Genomic DNA, 19,750 nt, shown 5'->3' with positions numbered 1-19,750 from the left:
CAGCCCTTTCTGTTCTTGTCGCGCACCCAGCCGCGCCCAGCTGTTTCCACGTCCGTGGCAAATTTGGTGCTAAAGTCTCGTTTATTGCCTTGAACTGACAAATATCGGATCGGCTGTCCCCAAGCAAATGAGTGAAAGCGCCGCAAAACAGTCCTCGAGCCTGCTCGACTGGTACGCCGCCATGGGTGTGGACGAGGCTATCGGGGATGCGCCGGTAGACCGTTTCGCCGCGTCAGCCGCTGCGCCGCAACCCCAAGAGCCGCTCGCCAAGACGCCGAGGCCCGATCCCAGGCCGGCCTCCAAGGCTCCGCCAGCGACCCCGCCCAAGGCCAAGCGGCCGGCCGCGCCGCCGCCGCAGGCAAACACCCCTGCCCCTGCGCTGGATGGGATTAAGACCCTTGCGGCCCTCGAAGAGGCCGCGGCGGCCTTTGACGGCTGCCCCCTGAAACGGACCGCGAAGACGACGTGTTTTGCGCGCGGGAGCGAACAGGCCAAGGTGATGCTGATCGGGGAGGCGCCGGGCCGCGACGAGGATCTGCAAGGAAAGCCCTTCGTGGGCCGGGCCGGCAAGCTCCTGGACAAGATGCTGGCCTCGATCGGCCTCGACGACACGTCCGTCTACATTACCAACACGATCTATTGGCGCCCGCCGGGCAACCGCACACCGACGCCCCAGGAGATCGCATCCTGCGCGCCGTTTCTCACCCGCCAGATCGAATTGCTGGCGCCAGACGTGATCGTGCTGCTCGGCGGCGCGGCGGCCAAGTCCATGCTGCAAACGACCGAAGGCATCATGCGCCTCAGGGGCAAGTGGAAACTATATCACGCGAAAGATCGCGACATTCCGGTGCTTGCGACGTTACATCCTGCCTATCTGCTTCGTACGCCCGACGCGAAGCGCTATGCCTGGCGCGACCTGCTCATGCTCAAAGAGAGACTGAGCACGCTCCAATAGAGCTGATCAGCCCGTTGAGCCAATCAGCCACAAGGCTGGAGGAACATCACCATGTCTGCCCGCATCGACTACACCCGCTCCTTCGTTCCGTTGCGCATCGCCGTGCTCACGGTCTCCGACACGCGAACGCCCAAGACGGACAAGTCAGGTCCCCTCCTCGTGAAGATGATCGAAGAGGCCGGCCACATCGTCGCCGACCGGATGGTGGTCTCTGACGACAAGAAATCCATCCGCAAGGGGGTGAAGGCCTGGGTGAAGGCAGATGACGTGGACGTTGTCATCACTACCGGCGGGACCGGGTTCACCGGGCGCGACGTGACGCCCGAGGCCGTACGTCCGCTGTTCGACAAAGAGATCGACGGCTTCTCCGTGCTGTTCCACATGCTCAGCTATCAAACGGTCGGCACGTCGACGGTGCAGAGCCGCGCCTGCGGCGGCCTCGCCGAGACGACGCTGATCTTCTCCGTCCCCGGATCGCCCGGCGCCTGCGAAGATGCTTGGAACGGCATTCTGAAATTCCAGCTCGACGCGCGCCATCGCCCTTGCTCCTTCGTCGAACTCCTGCCCCGCCTCGCCGAGGGCAAGAAGGAGAAGAAGAGCAAGAGATAGAAGCTACGGGCCTGCGCAATGGGCCAACAACACGCACTTCGGCGCGCAACCTGTGGCTATACAGCAACAATCGGCTGAAATGCGCTCTCCATACGCGACACTCCTCAGGTGAGCGCTTGCCCCCGCATTCCTCAGCCGGGGATAGTGGATAGGGGAATCTTCGCGCTGCCGTTGCGGGTTGCGGCGCCAAACGAGAATAGGCGCTGGGGGGACAAGATTAGATGTCTGCGCGCACGATTCGGCGGCAGATTCTGCTCTCGACCACGATGATTGTGGGCGCGCTGACCGGTTATGCGCGTGGCGCTTACGCGCAGTGCGCCCCCGGTGTTGGCACCCAGTTCGTCTGCTCGGGCGCCAACACCGATACCCAAACGATCAATGCCGACGATGCCGCCGTCTTCACCACGTATGGCTTCAGCGTCGACACCACGGCGGGCGGCGGGTCCGGCGCAACGCGGTCACCATCTCCGGCGACGGCTTCCTCGCCTATACCGATGGCAACGCGTCGCCTCTGACAGCCGCCGACACGGCTCTCGATATCCATGCAATGGGCGACTCTGGCGGGTCCGGGGGTATCAGCGTGTTTTTCGGCGGTGCCTTGCAGGGCAGCAGTGCCGCCGTCTTTCACAACGACAGCAGCGGCGGGCAAACCATCACCGCCAACGGCAGTGTGACCGGCACGGCCGGCGCCGGCATCTATGCCCAGAACGGAAGTCTCGCGAGCAATATCACGATAACCACGGCGGTGGGGACCACTGTGTCCGGCACGGTTGTCGGCATCGGCGCCGACAACAATGGCGTTGGCGCCATCAGCATTACCACCAATGGCGATGTGAGCGGCGGAAGCGTGCAGGGCATCCGGGCGACCAACAACGGCAGTGCGACGACGGTCAAAGCCTATGGCGACGTGAGCTCGACCGACAGCATCGGCATATACATCTACGGCGAGACCCCGTCGGCAGGCGACATCACGCTCATCACCGGCGACAGCACGAACGGCGTCACCGGCGGGACGGCCGGTATCGTCATCAGGGGCGACGGCACCACAGGCGACGTGATCGTCAATGCGCAAGGCGACGTTACCGGAAAAGCTGGGGACGGCATCTTCGCAACAAATTCCAATGGCGACACTCTCTCGATCACCACCGGCGCTAGCACTTCCGTCACAGGCGCGGACGACGGAATCAGAGCCTCCTCGGGCGCGGGCGCCACCTCCATCACCGCCAACGGCGAGGTCAGGGGCACCAACGACGCCGGCATCGAGGCGTACAACGATACCAATGCCAGCGATCTGACGGTGACCGCCGGCGCCAAAGTCGAAGGCGGTACGTTCGGTGTCTATGCCTTCAACAATGGCAAAGGCTTTGTCAGAGTCACGGCCAACGGCGACGTCACCGGCACCGTCGAAGACGGCATCCGCGCGGAAAGCGGCGGAACCGATCTCACCGTGACCGCCGACGCCATGGTCACGGGAGGCAAGTCGGGCATCGCGGCTAACAATTCCGGCGGCGGCGAAACCGAGATCACCGCCAACGGCGCCGTCACCGGCACCGCGGCCTACGGCATCCACGCGGAGAACGGCGGCACCGCCACCCATCTGACGGTGACCGCCGGCGCCACGGTCATGGGTGGTCAGCGCGGTATCCTTACGAGCAACAAGGGCACCGGCGCGACCAAGATCAGAGCCACTAGCGACGTCACCGGCACCTTGCGGGCTGGCATTTAGGCGTACAACAGCGCCACTGCCACCGATCTCACGGTAACCGCTGGCGCCAAGGTCAAAGGTGGTACGTATGGTATTTATGCCTTCAACGATGGCGACGGCGCGACCAAGATCACTGCCAACGGAGCAGCCACTGCCACCGTCCAAGACGCCATCCGCGTCGAACACGGCGGAACCAATCTCGCCGTGACCGCGCGCAGCGTGGTCAAAGGCGGCAATTCCGGCATCGAGGCCAACAATTTCGGCACCGGCGCGACTAAGATCACCGCCAACGGTGCCGTCACCGGCACCGCCGCCGATGGCATCCACGCGGAGAACGCCGGCACTGCCACTGCTCTCACGGTAACCGCCAACAGCACGGTCACAGGCGGTCAGCGCGGCATCCTCGCGCGGAACTACGGCAGCGGCGCTACCGAGATCACCGCCAATGGCGACGTCACCGGCGACTTCCGAGCCGGCATTGAGGTCTACAACAACACAAACGCCACCGATCTCACGGTGACCGCCAGCGCCAAAGTCGCCGGCGGAACGTTCGGCATTTATGCCTTCAACAATGGCAGCGGCCCTGTCGAAATCACGGCCAAAGGCAACGTCACCGGCACCGTTGAAGACGGCATCAACGCGGTCAGCGACGGCACCCCGATCTCGGTCGCTGTTGGGCCCAACAGCGCGGTGAAGAGCGCGGGCACGGACACCGACGATTTCGCCGTCGAGACTGCCGGAGGCGCGACAACCCTGACGGTGTCGGGGATCCTGAAGGGCGGGGCCGGCGGCGCGGTCCAGTTCGATCAGACCAATGCCTTTAACGACCGTCTCGAACTCCGCCCTGGTTTTGGAATTACCACGTCGGGCGCGGCCGGAGCCAGAACCTGGTTCTCGCCGGTCCCGGCACGGACACGCTGGCCTTTGCCGGGTCGGGCGACGGCGGGTTCAGTCTGAACAAGATCGACACGGGCTCTAACACAAAGCAGTTTCGAGACTTCGAGACTTTCCAGATCGAGAGCGGCACCTGGAGCTTTTCGGGTGGGACATCGGCGGCCTTCACGCAAGTAGGCGGCACGCTGAAGGGCAATCCCACATTTGGGGGTCTGAATATCCTTGGCGGCACGGTGGCCCCGGGAAACTCATTCGGCACCATTACCGTCAACGGCGCGTTCTCGATGGCAGCCGCGTCGACCTTCGAGGTCGAAGTGGATGCGGCAGGGAATCATGACAAGGTCGTGGTCAATGGCACGGTGAACCTCACCGGCGCGACGTTGAAAGTGCTGGCCGCAGACGGCGCCTATAGAAACAGTACGGACTATGTGATCATTGCGAATGACGGTACAGACTCCGTCAAAGGCAAGTTCGGCTCGGTGTTCACCAATCTTGCCTTCCTGATCCCGACCGTCGACTACGCGGGCGGCACGGGCAACGACGTGGTGCTTAACCTGGAGCGCAATGCAACGCTGTTCCAGGACGTCGCCCAGACGAAGAACCAAAAGGCCGTTGCCGGCGCGCTGGATGAGTTCCCCACGAACAATCCCTTGTTCTTGGCTGTGCTGAACCAAACTGCGGACGGCGCACGCCAGGCGTCGATGCGCTGTCGGGCGAGATCCACGCGACGGTGGCAGGCACGCTCGTGGACGACAGCCGCTATGCGCGCGAGGCGGTGCTGGGCCGCATGATGCAGGCGAGCCATGCGGGCGGCGCGCTGGGGAATGGCGGGCCGCAAACGGCGGGCTACGACAGCCAGGCCATGATGCTTGGCGGCGCCGGCATGTATGACGGCAAGTCGCTGGCGGACGAGGCTCCCGCCGCGGCGCCTCTGGCCTTCTGGACCCAAGGCTACGGCGCCTGGGGAACCTTCGACGGCGACGGCAACGCCGCCACGGCCGACCGCAATCTTGGCGGCTTCATCTCCGGCATGGATGCGAGTGTTTGGAACGGCTGGCGCGTGGGTATCGCTACCGGCGCTTCCTTCTCCGACGTGAGTGTCGACGAACGCTACAGCGGCGCCAACACCAAGACCTATCATCTCGGCGGCTACGTGAACGGTGCGGTCGAAGGCTTCGCGTTGCGCGGAGGCGGTCTATGGGCCTGGAGCGACATCGAGACGTCCCGCGCGGTCGTGTTCCCAGGCTTCTTCGAACGGCAGAAGGCGGATTACGACGCCGACACGGGACAGCTCTTCGGCGAGGTCGCATATCCCACGCAAGTTGCAGGCGTCGAGGTCGAGCCCTTCGCCGGCCTCGCTTACGTGTCGGTCGAAAGCAGTGGGTTCCGCGAGAAGGGCGGCTCGGAAGCATCCTTGCGCACGTCCGGCATCGACCAGGATGTCGGCTACACCACGGTGGGCTTGCGCGCCGCGCAGACCGTGATGTGGGGCGACATGGCAGTCACACCACACATCGAAGCTGCCTGGCTGCACGCCTTCGACGACGTCACGCCCGGCGCATCGCTGGCCTTCGCCACCACCGGCATCGGCTTTGATATCGACGGCGTGCCGCTCGCCGAAGACTCGGCCCTGCTGGATGCCGGCCTTGACCTCGCCGTGACAGACCGGCTCTCAGCCGGCGTCTCCTACCAAGGCCAATATGCGGACAGTGTCTCCGACAACGCCGTCAAGGGCCGCCTGACCTGGCTGTTCAACTAGGCTGAACGAGGCGCTCGGCGTCGTTTCGCTGACTCTTCAAGTCATCGGCCGTATCCACGTCGCTGAGCGTGGCCGCGAACGCGATTTTTCGCCCCTTGAGATTCTCGCACGTGGCTGCGAGCGCTTTGTCGGCCGACCACGGCACGCCATGGAACGGCGCCAGCGGCCGGGGCTTCGCTTAAACCCGACCAGCCAATAGCCGCCGTCCTGCGCCGGGCCGAACACGGCGTCTGCATTGCCGAGCAGCCGGAAGGCCTCCGCGATATGGGCGCGAGAGATCCGCGGGATATCGCTGCCGACAAGGACGACCGGCCCCGGCGGCATACAATCGAACAGCGCCTGCATGCGCTCCGAGATCGCCCTCGCCTTGGGGTATGCGCGGGACGCGAGGCCATGACGGCCAGCAGCATTCCGCAAGCGCAAGATCAGGCGTGACCGCCAGATAAGTCCGCCAGCGCGGATCGGTGCCAAGTCTCATGAGTGTGTGGCGGAGCGTCGTGCGGTGGAAGTGCGCCGCCGCGACGTTGCCAATGCCCCGCGCCAAGCGCCGCTTCACAGCGCCGGCCTTCGGCCGCTTGGCCATGACGATGAGGCTTGGCACGATGAAACTTGGCGCGATGAGACTTGGCGCGATGAGACTTGGCGCGAAGGCGGAGGCACTTCTCCGGCGTCCGCTGGTCACCGCCCGCTACTCGTAGAGCCGGGCAAGAACCCGAGGTGGAACGCGCAGGAGATAAAGAAGCATGAGTCCCAGATTGCGGCAGCAGCGCATCAGATAACCCTCGTCCTGATAGCGCTGGGCGCTGGTGACGGCGCGCGTCTTCAGCCCATACAGTTCCCGGCGCTTCAGCCTGCGCACGAGATCCACGTCTTCCATCAGCGGGAGCGGACGGAAACCGCCAAGCCGCTGATAGTGAGTCCGCGAGATCAGGAGACCTTGATCGCCATAGGGCAATGAAAGCAGCCCGCAGCGAAGGCCGACCATCATCTCGATCAGCCGCGGCATGAAGCCCTCGTCGTCGAGTGCGAAGCGGAAATAGGCTGCCGCCGGCTTCCTGCGGCCCGTCTCGATGCGCTCGATGAAGTTCATGGCTTCGTTGAACCAGCCGGGATCGAGGACCGTGTCCGCATGCAGGAACAGCAGCCAGTCGCCTTTCGCGGCGGCGGCCCCTGCTTCGAGCTGCGTGCCCCGACCCCTCGGCGCTTGCACCAAATGGACGCCGGCGGCATCCGCAATCACGTACGTATCGTCGGTCGAACCGCCGTCCGCGATGATGGCCTCTTGCACGATGCCATCGACCACAGCGGGAACGAGCGCCGACAGCGTCGGCACGAGAACCCGCTCGGCGTTGAGTGTTGGAATAATGACCGAGATCATAGGGCCGGACTATAACGGTTGCCGTGCCCTCAGCAATCGCGACGTATGGCCCAATCCGGGCCTGCTCTCACTGTTCTTGATTTGTTCTCGTGGCGCGCCTATATTGCGTCCATGAACGTCGCCATTCGCAAGCCAAGCCACGAGGAAAGCCTGCCCCATGAGGCGGGCGGGGTCGCCTATGCGCGCCGCCACGGGCGGGGCGCGCAGACCAACCGTTCCGGCCGTTTCGAGGCCAAGACCTACGAACCCGTGGACGACGGTTGGGAGTCCTTAAGCGATCTCGAGGCGCTGCGGACCGAGGTGCAGGAAGTTCCGGCCCGGCGCATCATCACCAAGAACGACTCGCCGGATATCGGCTTCGACCGCTCGATCAACCCGTATCGGGGCTGCGAGCATGGCTGCGTCTACTGTTTCGCGCGCCCGACGCACGCGTTCCTCGGCATGTCGCCGGGCCTCGACTTCGAGACCAAGCTCTTCGCCAAGACCAACGCCGCGCAGGCGCTGGAGCGCGAACTGGCCGCTCCCGGCTACGAGCCCCGCATGATCGCAATCGGGTCGAACACCGACCCTTATCAGCCCGTCGAGCGGCGCTACCGCATCATGCGGCGCATTCTGGAAGTGCTGAGCGAGGCCAACCACCCGGTGGGCATCGTCACCAAGTCGGCGCTTGTCCTCCGCGACCTCGACATTCTGCAATCCATGGCGGAACGCGGCCTCGTGAAGGTGGCGCTTTCTGTGACCACGCTGGACCGGCAGCTTGCGCGGACGATGGAGCCGCGCGCGAGCACGCCGGACAAGCGGCTGGAGGCCGTGGAGACGCTCTCAAACGCCGGCGTGCCCACTTCCGTGATGGTCGCCCCCGTCGTGCCCGGTCTCACAGACGCCGAGATCGAGCGGATCCTGGAGCGCGCGTCGGCCGCGGGTGCCAGCGAAGCAGGCTATATCCTGCTTCGGCTGCCGCTCGAGATCGGCGATCTCTTCGTGGAATGGCTGCGGGCCAATTGCCCCGACCGTGCCGACCGCGTGCTGTCCCTGATGCGGCAGACCAGGGGTGGGAAGCTGTACGATGCCGAGTGGCACGGCCGCATGGAGGGCGACGGGCCGTATGCCTGGATGATCGGCCGGCGGTTTCAGATGGCCGCTGAACGGCTTGGCCTCGACAAGCGCCACAAATTGCGCACCGACCTGTTCACGCCCCCCACCCTGCCCGGCCAGCAGCTCAGCCTGCTCTAAGGCCTTTTCCACAGCGCACGGCTAGTCTTGCCGCAGGCGGTTGCGCGCCGGGCGGTGTTCGTCGGACAGTTCCGGCATGGAATCGCCATCGCGCCCGCGAACCAGCCTGCCGACCTTCGATCTCGAAACGGAGATGATGGATCTCCACGGCGTGCCGGTGGCGGGCGTCGACGAGGCGGGCCGGGGGCCCTGGGCCGGTCCGGTCGTGGTCGCCGCCGTCGTGCTCAACCCGGATCGCATCCCAGCGGGACTGAACGACTCGAAACTCCTCACTCCGCAGGCCCGCGAGGACGGCTACGAGGAGATCGTGGCGAGCGCCCGCGTCTCGGTCGTCATCGGGCAGGTCGGCCGTATCGATCGCGACAATATTCTGCAAGCCACCTTGTGGGGCATGCGCACGGCATTCCGGAGCCTCGAAGTTGCCGACGCCGCCGCACTGATCGACGGCAATGCCGTTCCCAAGCGCTTCCCCGGCCAAGCCCGGGCCGTGATCGGCGGCGACGGAAAATCGCTCTCGATCGCCGCCGCCTCCATCGTGGCAAAGGTGACCCGCGACCGGATCATGGTGAAGCTCGCCAAGCGCTATCGCGGCTATGGCTGGGAGAACAACAAGGGCTACGGCACGCCGGAACATGCCAGCGGCATCGAACGGCATGGCGTTTGCCCGCACCACCGCCGCTCCTTCGCGCCGATCCAGCGCATCCTGGCGGAGCGCGGCGAGATGGTTGCTGCCTGCGACGACGCCGAAGACAGATAAGCGCGGGGCCGTAGCGACATTGAGGAGAGCCGGTCCTGGGTTATTGCCCGCTTCGGCGTCCGTCTGGTCCCAGCGCCATGGTGGTCAGGCGGTCGCCACCCAACCACGAAAGGAGAAGGCGGCATAGAACAACGCAACATCCGAGAATCCAGCGTCATGCAGCAGTTCCTCTTCCCCAGCCGGGTCGACCAGCGGCAGGCGTTCTGCCATCGTATGGCCCGTGGCTCTTGCCCGCGCCCAATCGCTGTTACCGCGGCCGCCGAAGGCGGCAGAACGCGCCATCCAATGCTCGATGTCAGTCTCGGGCGGTGCGTGATGGACAACAACCAGGCCTGAGTCCGGATTTAGACGGCGCCGAATTTCCCGCAACGTCCTGAGTCTCTCGCTGCGGTCAAGAAAATGCAGCGTCAGGAGGCACGTTGCACCGTCGAACGGACCGGCCGGTGCTTCTTCGACCGTGCCCGCCACGAGATTGACGCGATCGGCAAAGGGTACGACGGCGTGCCGCGCGAGGTCCAACATGGCGCGCGATGGGTCGACGCCGGTAAAGCGCCAATCCGGCCGTAACGTGGCCATCGACTTGAGCTCCAATCCGCCGCCAGAGCCAACGACGAGCACATGGGCTCCGGCCGGCGCCTGCTCCGAAAGAAGGAGAGTCACCATACGATGGAGATCGGCCAGCCCCGGCACCTTGCGCGGAGCATCCTCTGCATAAGACGCTACGGCCTCCGGGTTCGCGAACGGTGAAGGTAGAAGTTTGTGTTGGGTCATGCGTCTGCCTCAAAACGAATGGTCGCTGCTCGGCCACGGTCGGACGAAGTCGGGAATGTACATGCGGCTCCATTCCACGTAGCAGATCGAGCTACGTGGAGGAATGCAAGTCACGTATCTTTCGAAGTTACATATGTCAATGGCGCTTAGCCGCGCATGGCCGACAGAAGGTGGCACGATGAACAAGGACACTCGGCTCTCCGACGTTCTCCATGTCCTCTTGCACATGGAGCAAGTGGGAGAGCCACTCACCTCCAAAGTGCTGGCACGAAGCATGGGCACCAACCCGGCCGTGTTCCGGCGCACCATGGCGGGCCTGCGCAATGCGGGTCTTGTCCGATCGGGCAAGGGGCATGGCGGAGGTTGGCAGCTGGCACGCCCGTTGCGGCAGATCACGCTCTTGGCCGTCTACGAGGCGCTCGGCTGTCCCAGGCTTTTTGCCATCGGCAATCGCAGCCGAGATTCGAACTGCCTGGTGGAAAAGAACGTCAACGCCGTCATGGAGGACACGATGGCGGAGGCTCAAGCGCTGTTTGCCAAACGCTTCGGCACTATCACGCTGGACGAGATCGCACCGCGCCGGCCGGTGCCGATCTCGGTGCATGCCAGGGCATGACGCTCGCCTTCGACCGATCAATCCGATTCATGGGTTTTGCAATGAGGCTCCCCTGCCAGCCAATCGGCGATGCGACCGGCGATCTCGGCCGCGCCGTCTTCCACCACCAGCATGTGTGCGTGGCCTTCGAGCGCCCAAAACGGGCTGCCGGGATAGGCGTCGGCCGTCTCCTTCGCCGTAGCCAGAGGCACGACATTGTCCTCGGTGCCGGACAGCGTCAGCACGGGACAGGTGACGGCTGCCGTATCGACGGCGGTCGCGGCCGCGCGATCGAACATCCAGAAGAACAATTCGAACAGAGCCTGACCCGACTCCGGCCCGAAAGTTTCAAACACCTGCCGCTGCCTGTCCGGCGTCAGCCGGTTGAGACTGATGGCGCAGGCAATCTCGAAATTCGGATCGAAGGCCCGCGTCCAAAACGGCCCGAGAGACATCAGGTCCTGGCCAAGCTGCTTCTCCGGGTCCGAAGAGGGCAGAATTCCCGCCCTCGGCGCCGGGCTCGCCAGGACGAGCTTTTCGGCCAGACCTTCGGCGGCGAGTTGCTGCGCGATGACCGCTCCCATGGAATGACCGAGCAGGATCGGCTTCTTCGGCAGCGCCGCCACGAGATCGCGCATTTGGGCGCGGTAGTCGGCGATGCCGACGCCGGTGAGTTTCTCGATCCCGTCCGTCTTGTCAGCCCCGTGCCCGATGAGATCGGGCGTTAGGCACTCGAACCCACGCGCCTCGAACACGGCCCGAAAAGGCTCAAAGCACCAGCCGCCGCAATTGACGCCATGCACCATGACGATCGTTTCTGCCATGTCGCTCTCCCAGCCAAAACCCTCTGCGCGCCTCCCGTCCGATGCCGTTTGCCGGGTTAAGGCCGCCTTTACCCCGCTCAGCCAGCATGGGCCGGTCTTGCCCTGTACCGGCTCGTGCCGAGTACAGCATGGCAAGCGCGTCAGTGTATTGCGTAACGCGAGTGAATATCATGGGTATGGGGGATACGGGGAAGCAGCCGCTTCCGCGCAATAAGATCATTGTGGGTGATTGCATCGAGGAGCTCGAAAAGCTTCCCGCCGAGAGCGTCGATCTCGTCTTTGCCGATCCACCGTACAATCTTCAGCTCGCGAACGAGCTCTACCGTCCCAACAACAGCCGCGTCGACGGCGTCGACGACGACTGGGACAAGTTCTCAAGCTTCGAAACCTATGACCGCTTCACCCGCGACTGGCTGGCCGCATGCCGCCGCGTGCTGAAGCCGAACGGCAGCCTCTGGGTCATCGGCAGCTATCACAACATCTTTCGCGTCGGCACCGCGCTTCAGGACTTGGGCTACTGGGTCCTGAACGACGTGATCTGGCGCAAGACGAACCCGATGCCGAACTTCCGCGGGCGCCGCTTCACCAACGCGCACGAGACGATGATCTGGGCCTCCACGGGACAGAAAGCGCGCTACACCTTCAACTACGAATCCATGAAGGCGCTGAACGAGGACCTGCAAATGCGGTCCGACTGGCTGCTGCCGATCTGCTCGGGCGCCGAGCGCTTGAGGCAGGACGGGCGCAAGACCCATCCCACGCAAAAGCCGGAAGCGCTTCTGCAACGGGTGATCCTGGCGGCGAGCCATCCGGGCGATGTGATCCTCGACCCGTTCATGGGCTCCGGCACGACGGCCGTCGCCGCTAAGCGCCTCGGCCGCGCCTTTGTCGGCATCGAGCGCGAGAAGGCCTATGCCAAAGCGGCACGCGACCGTCTCAAGTCGGTCGAGACGCTGGATCCCGCTTCTCTTCAGGCCGCCAAGGGCAAACGCGCCGAGACTCGCGTGCCCTTCGGCACGCTCGTGGAACTCGGTCTGTTGTCGCCGGGAACCGCTCTATACGATCCGGCGGCGCGCCACGAAGCCAAGGTGCGAGCGGACGGATCGATTGCCTGCGCAGGCGCGCAAGGGTCCATCCACAAGATCGGGGCTCATGTGCAAGGAGCGATGGCCTGCAACGGCTGGACGTTCTGGCACTACGAGGCCGGCGGCGCGCTCAAGCCGATCGACGATCTGCGCGCCGAGGCGCGCCAGAAGCTGGCTTCCTAGCGTCACGCTTTTTCGAGACGGCGGCACGCTCGTCCAGCGCGTGGGCGAGGACCTTCCGCATGACCGTCGGCAACGCGGCCCCGGGCAGTTCGCGTTGCCCGAGCCATCCGCAGCTTGCCGGTTCCGCCGCATTCAGCAGCTCGGCGTCGCGTCCGACATCGGCCCGATAGACCGTCAGTTCGAGATGAAAATGCGTGAAGGTGTGGGAGACGACACCCGGCAGCTTCTTCCAAGCAGCTCTAAGAGGCGCGTGCGCTTTGGCGGCTTGCCGCCGCGGGCCCTCTTCCCATGGGGTGGACGGCGTCTCCAGCATGCCACCCAAGAGCCCCTTCGGCGGTCGTTCGCGCAAGAGTACCGCACCGTCCTCGCGGATTGCGACGAACGCCGTACCGCGCCGGGTCGGGCGCTCTGCCTTCGCCGCTTTGTAGGGGAGTTGCTCGGCAATCCCTGACGCGAACCCGCGACAGCTCGGCCGCACCGGACATATCCCGCAGGCGGGATTCCGAGGCGTGCAGATCATCGCGCCGAGATCCATCATGGCTTGAGCAAAGTCCCCGGCATGGGTCTTGGGCGTCACCTGTTCGCGAGCGCTGATCTGCGTCTTGCCCGCCGGCAGCGGAGTCTGGATCGCAAAGAGCCTTGCAAGGACCCGCTCGATATTGCCGTCGACGGGTGACGCCCGCCGCCCGAAGGCAATGGCGGCGATCGCGGCGGACGTATAGCCGCCGATCCCAGGCAGCTTCCCCAAGCCCTCCTCCGTGTCCGGAAACCGGCCCCCGTGCTCCTCCGACACCACGCGCGCGCAGGCGTGCAGATTGCGGGCGCGGGCGTAGTAGCCGAGGCCGGCCCAGGCGGCGAGGACCGTGCCGAGCTCGGCCCGGGCGAGCGCGTCCACATCCGGCCAGCGGCGGATGAAGTCGATGAAGCGCGGCGTGACCGTCTTGACGGTGGTCTGCTGCAGCATGACCTCGCTCAGCCAGACCTTGTAGGGATCTTGCAGGGTTCCGGGCGGCGCACGCCATGGCAGAGCCCGGCCCTCGCGCCGGTACCAAGCCAGGAGCGCGGGTGCGATCTCGGTTCCCGCGGCGTCCGTGTGAACGTCTTGCATAAGTCCTCATGCCACGCGCAATCGCATCGCGCCATGGTGTAGAGTCGTCGTGGATTTACGGGAGCCATGATGAGTAGCACCAAACGAAGGCCCTCCGGCGCTGGGCGAAAAGCGGGAGCGCGCCCGATCGGTGCCTTTGTCGAGAAGGCGCTGGATCAGGCAGCGCGGGCCCGCGGCTTCGCCACCACCGCGCTTCTCAGCGATTGGCGCGCCATCGCCGGCGCCGAACTTGCCCGCTACACCCTGCCCGACCGCATCATCTGGCCGCGCCGCCACGACCATTGGGACGACGAGGAAACCGGCAATCCGCGAACCCGCGGGCACCGGCGTGACGGAGCTACCCTCGTCCTGCGGATCGAAGGGCCTCGGGCCATCGAGGTACAGCATCGCACCACGCAGATATTGGAACGGATCAACGCCTATTTCGGCTACCGGGCGGTCACGGAGATGCGCTTCCTGCAAGCGCCGATTTCTCGCGTCGCCCGCCCCAAGCGCACGCCGAAGCCTCCGCTGCCCGCCTACGCCTTGCCCAAATCGGCAGGCATTCAAGACAAACGCTTGGCCAGGGCACTGGACCGGCTGGGCGCTCTTGCTATGCATTGCACCGAATCGGACAAAAGACGGCCGGCGCGGCGGAGTTGAGTCTTTCGAGCACGAGGGCTAAGTGTCGCCCTCACGAGGGGTTGAAGCAAACGCGCTTGCGCCCGCTTGCCGGATCGGCGCCATTCAACGATTGTAGGCGCCGGTTGCCGTGAGGGAGCCGCGCATGAGGAAAGCCGGAGAGTTCGACGTGGCAAAGCCCAAGAAAGATACGACCGAAGCCTCGACCGAGGCCAAGAAGAGCCATAATGGCGTTTACATCATCGGTGCGCTGGTGGCCGCCGCGCTGGCCGTTGGCCTGTACTTCTCAAGCGGAGAGACGGCAGCGGACCTGATGCCCCCAAGGCAAATCCGGAATTGGCCGCTCTGCTGGAAGCGGGGCCGCTGGAAGACATCGTGCTCGGCGATCCCAACGCGGACAACGTGATCGTGGAATACGCTTCGATGACCTGCCCCCACTGCGCGCACTTCTATACGGAGGTGTTCCCGCAGCTGAAGGAGAAGTACATCGACACGGGCAAGGCCCGCTTCATCTTCCGCGAGTTTCCTTTGGATAGCCTTGCGGCCCGCGCTTCGATGGTGGCCCGCTGCGCCGGCAAGGACCGGTTCTACCCCCTCCTCGACGGCTTGTTCGAGACCCAGGAGACCTGGGCTGCGCCTGGGCCCGACGGCCAGGAGAAGCTGAAGCTCATCGCCAAGCAGGCCGGGTTCTCGGAGGACAGCTATAAGCAATGTGTCGAAGACAAGGACCTGTTCAACAAGATCGTCGCGGTCCGTAAGAAGGCGCACGAAGAGTTCGGCGTGGACGGTACGCCAGCGTTCTTCGTCAACGGCACGCGCCTCGAGGGTGTCGGAATCGAGTCCTTTGACGCAGTGATCGAGGGCAAGCCGGAAACGCCGCCGAGCGGCTAGGCGCGACGCTGCGCCTCGGCGGTCCCGCACGTTAGTCTGTGCATAGTTGCTTCGGATCGCAGCCGCTCGAGCGGCTGAGGTTTCGGAAACGTGGATCGATATCCCCGGGGGATTCTTGTTGGGGCTCAGCAGGTTAGCCACGACCGTCTTGACCGGCGCCATCCTCGGCCTTGCTGCGCTGGGGCTCGGGGCCTGTGGCGGGCCCGGCGGGACGACGCCCGAGGCAGTCCCGCTCAAGGACCAGCTTCTGGAACCAGGACCGCTCGGGGATCGCGAGTACGGCAACCGCAACGCCCCCGTGACCATCATCGAGTATGTGTCCCTCACCTGCCCCTATTGCCGCGCCTACCACGCCAAGGTCTTTCCGCGCGTGAAGCGCACCTATGTGGACACCGGCCGGGTGCGCTACATCATCCGGGAATTCGCCATCGGCCAGTCGGCGGGAGCGGCGGCGATCGTCACGAGATGCGCCCCGAAGAGCAAATACCTGCCGCTCATAGAGGCTTATCTCTCCCGTCAGCGCGAATGGGTCAGCCAGGAAGTCCGTCCGGACGCCCTCTACAAAATCGCGAAAACCAGTGGAATGACCCGCGCGCAATTTGACAAATGCCTATCGAATCAAAGCATTATCGATGGGTTGATGGAGGTAAAGCAGCGGGGACGCAAATATGGCGTTGTCGGAACGCCAACGTTCTTTATCAACGGCCAGAAGCTCCAGGGCGAAGTGACCTTCGAGCAGATGAAAGCCTTGATTGAACCACAGGCTTCTTGATCTCCGGCGTTGCGAATCGCGCCGTCCCCCTCCAAGTTCAGGTCTTGTCGCGTTTCCGTCACGGAGCACGCGTTACCCGGTTCCAAACTACGCCCGGTAGCAGATAAGGATCGTCAGCAGGTGCAAATCTCCAGGCTTCGCCTTCTTGGGTTCAAATCGTTCGTCGAGCCCACAGAGCTCGTCATCGAACACGGCTTGACCGGCGTGGTCGGCCCCAATGGCTGCGGCAAGTCCAACCTGCTGGAAGCCCTGCGCTGGGCCATGGGCGAGACGTCCTACAAGAGCATGCGCGGCTCGGCCATGGACGATGTCATCTTCGCGGGCGCGCAGGACCGGCCGGCACGGAACACGGCCGAGGTCACTCTTTTCATCGACAATAGCGAGCGGCTGGCACCTGCCGAATTCAACGACGCCGACGTCCTGGAAGTGACGCGGCGGATCGAGCGCGAAGCCGGCTCCGCCTATCGCGTCAACGGTAAGGATGTGCGGGCGCGCGATGTCCGCCTCCTGTTCGAAGACGCCGCGACCGGCGCCCGCTCGCCGGCCCTCGTGCAACAGGGCCGTATTGGAGAGATCGTCAGCGCCACGCCCTTGGAGCGGCGGCGCGTGCTGGAGGACGCCGCGGGCGTCGCCGGCCTTCACAGCCGGCGCCACGAAGCGGAACTGCGCCTCAAGGCGGCGGAAAGCAATCTCGCCCGCCTCGCCGATCTCATCGGTCAGTTGACCTCGCAGCTTCAGGCGACGCGCCGGCAGGCCCGTCAGGCAAAGCGCTACCGCGATATTTCGACGAAGATTCAGGAGATGGAAGCCCTCTCCTACCACCTGCAATGGGTGGCGGCCTGTGCGCAGGTCGAAGGGGACGAGGCGGCGTTCCAGGAGTCGCTGCGGACAGTGGCCGAGGAGACCAAGGCCGAGGCGGAGGCTTTGCGGGCCCGGTCCGAGGCGGCGGAGAAACTTCAGCCCTTGCGCGACGAAGAGGCTGCGCGCGCGGCGGTCCTGCACCGCCTCACCGTGGATCGCGATGCCCTGGAGCGCGAGGAAGCCCGCGCTAAGGCCCGGCAGGACGAGCTGGAAACGCAGCTTACCCAGACTGCCCGCGATCTGACTCGCGAAGAGGAGCAAATCGCCGAAGCCAACAAGGTTCTGGAAGGCCTAGGCGCGGAAAAGGCCGGGCTCGAGGCCGCCGGCACTGACGACAGCGTGGAGCCGCAATTGCGCGAAGCTGCCGCCACCGCGGCCACCGTACTGGGCGAGGCCGAAACGGCCCTGCGCGCGGCCACGACGGAGCTTGCCGAGGCGCGGGCCGAGCGCGGCCGCCTGGAGAACGATCAAACCCGGCTCGCCAGCCGGATCGCCCAGCTTCAGTCCCAATCCGAGGATCTGGCGCAGCAGCTCGCCGATCTCGAGGCGGAAAGCGGCGGCGAGGCGAAACTTACCGAACTGAATACCGAAGCCGAGCGGGCCTCCGCACTTCTCGAGGAAGCCGCCACGGCCCTGACGCAGGCCGAGGCCGACGAGGAGCAAGCCAGGGCCGAGGAGACGCGGCTTCGGAGCGCGCTTGCCGACGCCAACCTTGCCCGTCAGGAGATCGAGACCGAGCTTGCAACCCTGTTGAAGCTCCTGGCGCCGCCGAACGAGTGGACCCCGATCGTCGAGGATGTCCGGATCGAGGGTGGTTACGAGCACGCGCTCGGCGCGGCGCTGGGTGATGATCTCGACGCTGCCGCCGAAGACAGCGCCCCGGTGCATTGGCGCAACTTCGCCGCCGGCGCCGACGATCCGGCCCTGCCTGACGGCGTTATCCCTCTCAGCCAGTTCGTCACCGGCCCCGAGGCCCTAGCGCGCCGGCTGTCGCAGATCGGCGTGGTCGAGGCCGACCAAGGGGCCGAACTGCAGGCCGTGTTGAGCCCCGGCCAGCGCCTCGTCTCGAAAGACGGCGATCTGTGGCGCTGGGACGGCTACAGCGTCCAAGCGGGGGCGGCGACGGCGCAAGGTGCACGGCTCGAGGAGCGCACACGGCTCGAATCGCTAAAAGCTCTGAAGGTCGATGCCGAGGACGCGCAGACGGCGGCCCAAGCGGCGCTCGAGGCCGCGACCGAGGCGAGTCAGGCTGCAAGCCAGAAGACGAAGGACCTTCGCCTCAAGATCAAGGACGACCGCGCCGAACTCGACCGGACGCGCAGCGCCATCGCCACGGTGGAGCGCGAAGTTCAGGCCAACAGCAAACAATTGGGTGCTTTGTCTGAAGCGTTGAGCCGCACCAAGGCCGCTCGCGACGAGGCCCAGGAACAGGCAGAGGCCGCGGCTGGCGCTCTGCAGGAACTCACGGCGCTGGATGGGCTGACGGCAGCGCTGGAAGCGGCGCAAGGTGACGCCGCCAATGCCCGCTCCGAGGCGGCGCAGGCACAAGCGAATCTCAAGAGCTTCGAAAACGAAGTGCGGCTCCGCACGGAGCGCATCAAGGCCATCACGGCCGAAGAGGATCTCTGGCGTAAGCGGATCGCGAACGCGCAACAGCACATCGAGACGCTGGGCGCGCGCAAATCCGAAACGACGGCCGACCTCGAAGCCCTCGCCAACCTGCCGGCCGAGATCGAAGAGCGCCGCGGCAAGCTGATGAACGCTATCGCGGAGGCGGAACGCGACCGGTCCAAGGCCGCTGACGATCTGGCGGAGGCGGAAACCGCGTTGCGTGAGCAGGACAAGGCTCTGCGCGCCGTCCAGGAACGTCTGTCTTCGGCCCGCGAGGGCAAGGCACGCAGCGAGGCGCGGCTTGAAGGCGCCCGGGAGCGCCGCTCCGGACTGTCCAGGCTCATCCGCGAGCAGGTCGACTGTGCGCCGGAAGAATGTCTGCCGCGCGCCAATCTCGCCGAAGGGGCCGAACTGCCCTCCCTGGAGGAGGTCGAGCCGCGCCTGGCCAAGCTCAAGGCCGACCGCGAACGGCTCGGCGGAGTGAACTTGCGCGCCGAAGAGGAAGAGATCGAGCTTGCCGAACAGCTGGAAGGCATGGAGCGCGAGAAGGGCGACGCGAAGAAGCGATCGCGCAACTGCGCCGGCATTTCCAGCCTCAACCGCGAAGGGCGCAAACGGCTCCTCGAGGCCTTCGACACGGTCAACACGCATTTCTCGCGCCTATTCCAGACGCTGTTCGGCGGCGGCTCGGCCGAGCTGAGGCTCGTCGATTCTGACGATCCGCTCGAATCGGGTCTCGAGATTTTCGCGCAGCCCCCGGGCAAGAAGACCCAGACCCTGACGCTGATGTCGGGTGGCGAAAAGGCGTTGACCGCCTTGGCGTTGATTTTCGCGGTGTTCCTGACCAATCCCTCGCCCATCTGCGTGCTGGACGAGGTGGACGCGCCTTTGGACGACGCCAATGTGGACCGCTTCTGCCGGCTCATGGAGGAAATGTCGAAGGAAACCCAGACGCGCTTCCTCATCATCACCCACCATCCGCTGACCATGGCGCGTATGAGCCGCCTGTTCGGCGTGACCATGCAGGAACGGGGCGTGAGCCAGCTGGTGTCCGTCGATCTGGAGACCGCCGAGCAGCTTCGCGACGCGGGCTAGTCCTCGTAGCACCGGTAGCCGGCCGCGGCCGGTTTTCCAGCCG

21 protein-coding genes are annotated in these 19,750 nt (G+C 65.1%); 16 read left to right on the top strand and 5 right to left on the bottom strand.

From position 1 onward, the window contains the following. The first annotated feature begins 127 nt into the window (after positions 1-127). From AUC70_RS07125 to AUC70_RS07095, 7 genes are all read left to right on the top strand, one after another. Positions 128-955 carry a uracil-DNA glycosylase gene (locus AUC70_RS07125; protein WP_069444232.1) on the top strand — a complete coding sequence of 276 codons (828 nt, stop codon included), beginning with the start codon at positions 128-130 and terminating at the stop codon, positions 953-955. A 51-nt stretch (positions 956-1,006) separates the two neighbouring features. Then, positions 1,007-1,564, top strand: coding sequence for a molybdenum cofactor biosynthesis protein B (moaB, locus tag AUC70_RS07120; protein ID WP_069444231.1), 558 nt, complete (start codon positions 1,007-1,009; stop codon positions 1,562-1,564). 221 nt (positions 1,565-1,785) lie between these two features. Beyond that, positions 1,786-2,079 (top strand): hypothetical protein, encoded by a 294-nt coding sequence (locus AUC70_RS07115; protein WP_069444230.1) that lies wholly within the window; start codon positions 1,786-1,788, stop codon positions 2,077-2,079. Between the two features lie 32 nt (positions 2,080-2,111). Further along, positions 2,112-3,290, top strand: coding sequence for a beta strand repeat-containing protein (locus AUC70_RS07110; RefSeq protein WP_069444229.1), 1,179 nt, complete (start codon positions 2,112-2,114; stop codon positions 3,288-3,290). Positions 3,291-3,473: 183 nt separating this feature from the next. Then, on the top strand, positions 3,474-4,226 hold the full coding sequence (locus AUC70_RS07105; RefSeq protein WP_069444228.1) for a hypothetical protein: 753 nt from the start codon (positions 3,474-3,476) through the stop codon (positions 4,224-4,226). A gap of 221 nt (positions 4,227-4,447) precedes the next feature. Then, the gene (locus AUC70_RS07100) at positions 4,448-4,954 is read left to right on the top strand and encodes a hypothetical protein (protein ID WP_141702010.1); all 507 of its coding nucleotides are present in this window, start codon (positions 4,448-4,450) and stop codon (positions 4,952-4,954) included. Next, a complete protein-coding gene (locus tag AUC70_RS07095; protein ID WP_158007390.1) occupies positions 4,894-5,922 on the top strand; it encodes an autotransporter outer membrane beta-barrel domain-containing protein in 1,029 nt (342 codons plus the stop codon). The genes AUC70_RS07100 and AUC70_RS07095 overlap by 61 nt, the downstream gene beginning before the upstream one ends. Positions 5,923-5,958: 36 nt before the next feature. Here AUC70_RS07095 and AUC70_RS18800 read toward each other — a convergent pair whose 3' ends face one another. Both AUC70_RS18800 and AUC70_RS07090 read right to left on the bottom strand, forming a co-directional pair. Continuing rightward, the gene (locus AUC70_RS18800; protein WP_425283593.1) at positions 5,959-6,246 is read right to left on the bottom strand and encodes a DUF2064 domain-containing protein; all 288 of its coding nucleotides are present in this window, start codon (positions 6,244-6,246) and stop codon (positions 5,959-5,961) included. Between the two features lie 364 nt (positions 6,247-6,610). Then, positions 6,611-7,300, bottom strand: coding sequence for a TIGR04283 family arsenosugar biosynthesis glycosyltransferase (locus tag AUC70_RS07090; protein WP_069444225.1), 690 nt, complete (start codon positions 7,298-7,300; stop codon positions 6,611-6,613). A gap of 111 nt (positions 7,301-7,411) precedes the next feature. On the opposite strand from AUC70_RS07090, the gene AUC70_RS07085 reads away from it, so the two are divergent. Both AUC70_RS07085 and AUC70_RS07080 read left to right on the top strand, forming a co-directional pair. Further along, positions 7,412-8,533, top strand: coding sequence for a PA0069 family radical SAM protein (locus tag AUC70_RS07085; protein WP_083241448.1), 1,122 nt, complete (start codon positions 7,412-7,414; stop codon positions 8,531-8,533). 76 nt (positions 8,534-8,609) lie between these two features. After that, entirely contained in the window at positions 8,610-9,290 is a 681-nt protein-coding gene (locus tag AUC70_RS07080; protein WP_083241364.1) for a ribonuclease HII, read from the top strand. 84 nt (positions 9,291-9,374) lie between these two features. Here AUC70_RS07080 and AUC70_RS07075 read toward each other — a convergent pair whose 3' ends face one another. Further along, positions 9,375-10,061 carry a class I SAM-dependent methyltransferase gene (locus AUC70_RS07075; RefSeq protein ID WP_069444224.1) on the bottom strand — a complete coding sequence of 229 codons (687 nt, stop codon included), beginning with the start codon at positions 10,059-10,061 and terminating at the stop codon, positions 9,375-9,377. Between the two features lie 178 nt (positions 10,062-10,239). Here AUC70_RS07075 and AUC70_RS07070 point away from each other — a divergent pair, with 178 nt between their 5' ends. Beyond that, on the top strand, positions 10,240-10,677 hold the full coding sequence (locus AUC70_RS07070) for an Rrf2 family transcriptional regulator (RefSeq protein ID WP_069444597.1): 438 nt from the start codon (positions 10,240-10,242) through the stop codon (positions 10,675-10,677). A 17-nt stretch (positions 10,678-10,694) separates the two neighbouring features. Here the strand turns inward: AUC70_RS07070 and AUC70_RS07065 are convergent, their stop codons facing one another. Further along, a complete protein-coding gene (locus tag AUC70_RS07065) occupies positions 10,695-11,480 on the bottom strand; it encodes an alpha/beta fold hydrolase (RefSeq protein ID WP_069444223.1) in 786 nt (261 codons plus the stop codon). A gap of 170 nt (positions 11,481-11,650) precedes the next feature. Here AUC70_RS07065 and AUC70_RS07060 point away from each other — a divergent pair, with 170 nt between their 5' ends. Further along, positions 11,651-12,748, top strand: coding sequence for a site-specific DNA-methyltransferase (locus AUC70_RS07060; protein WP_162273590.1), 1,098 nt, complete (start codon positions 11,651-11,653; stop codon positions 12,746-12,748). Here AUC70_RS07060 and mutY read toward each other — a convergent pair. Next, on the bottom strand, positions 12,696-13,856 hold the full coding sequence (gene mutY / locus AUC70_RS07055) for an A/G-specific adenine glycosylase (RefSeq protein WP_069444221.1): 1,161 nt from the start codon (positions 13,854-13,856) through the stop codon (positions 12,696-12,698). The two genes, AUC70_RS07060 and mutY, sit on opposite strands and share 53 nt — an antisense overlap. Positions 13,857-13,922: 66 nt before the next feature. On the opposite strand from mutY, the gene AUC70_RS07050 reads away from it, so the two are divergent. The 5 genes from AUC70_RS07050 (at position 13,923) to smc (ending at position 19,707) form a co-directional block, all read left to right on the top strand. Next, positions 13,923-14,498, top strand: coding sequence for a DUF721 domain-containing protein (locus AUC70_RS07050; RefSeq protein ID WP_083241362.1), 576 nt, complete (start codon positions 13,923-13,925; stop codon positions 14,496-14,498). 124 nt (positions 14,499-14,622) lie between these two features. Continuing rightward, entirely contained in the window at positions 14,623-14,883 is a 261-nt protein-coding gene (locus tag AUC70_RS17100; protein WP_069444220.1) for a hypothetical protein, read from the top strand. Then, positions 14,814-15,368 carry a DsbA family protein gene (locus AUC70_RS07040; protein ID WP_083241361.1) on the top strand — a complete coding sequence of 185 codons (555 nt, stop codon included), beginning with the start codon at positions 14,814-14,816 and terminating at the stop codon, positions 15,366-15,368. The genes AUC70_RS17100 and AUC70_RS07040 overlap by 70 nt, the downstream gene beginning before the upstream one ends. A gap of 148 nt (positions 15,369-15,516) precedes the next feature. Continuing rightward, positions 15,517-16,140 (top strand): DsbA family protein, encoded by a 624-nt coding sequence (locus AUC70_RS07035; RefSeq protein WP_158007389.1) that lies wholly within the window; start codon positions 15,517-15,519, stop codon positions 16,138-16,140. Between the two features lie 120 nt (positions 16,141-16,260). Next, positions 16,261-19,707 (top strand): chromosome segregation protein SMC, encoded by a 3,447-nt coding sequence (gene smc / locus AUC70_RS07030; RefSeq protein WP_069444218.1) that lies wholly within the window; start codon positions 16,261-16,263, stop codon positions 19,705-19,707. Positions 19,708-19,750: the final 43 nt, after the last annotated feature.

This window comes from Methyloceanibacter stevinii (assembly GCF_001723355.1).
Taxonomy (GTDB): domain Bacteria; phylum Pseudomonadota; class Alphaproteobacteria; order Rhizobiales; family Methyloligellaceae; genus Methyloceanibacter; species Methyloceanibacter stevinii.
Note: the sequence above shows the minus strand (reverse complement) of the source record. Positions and strands in the feature narration are given on the sequence as shown.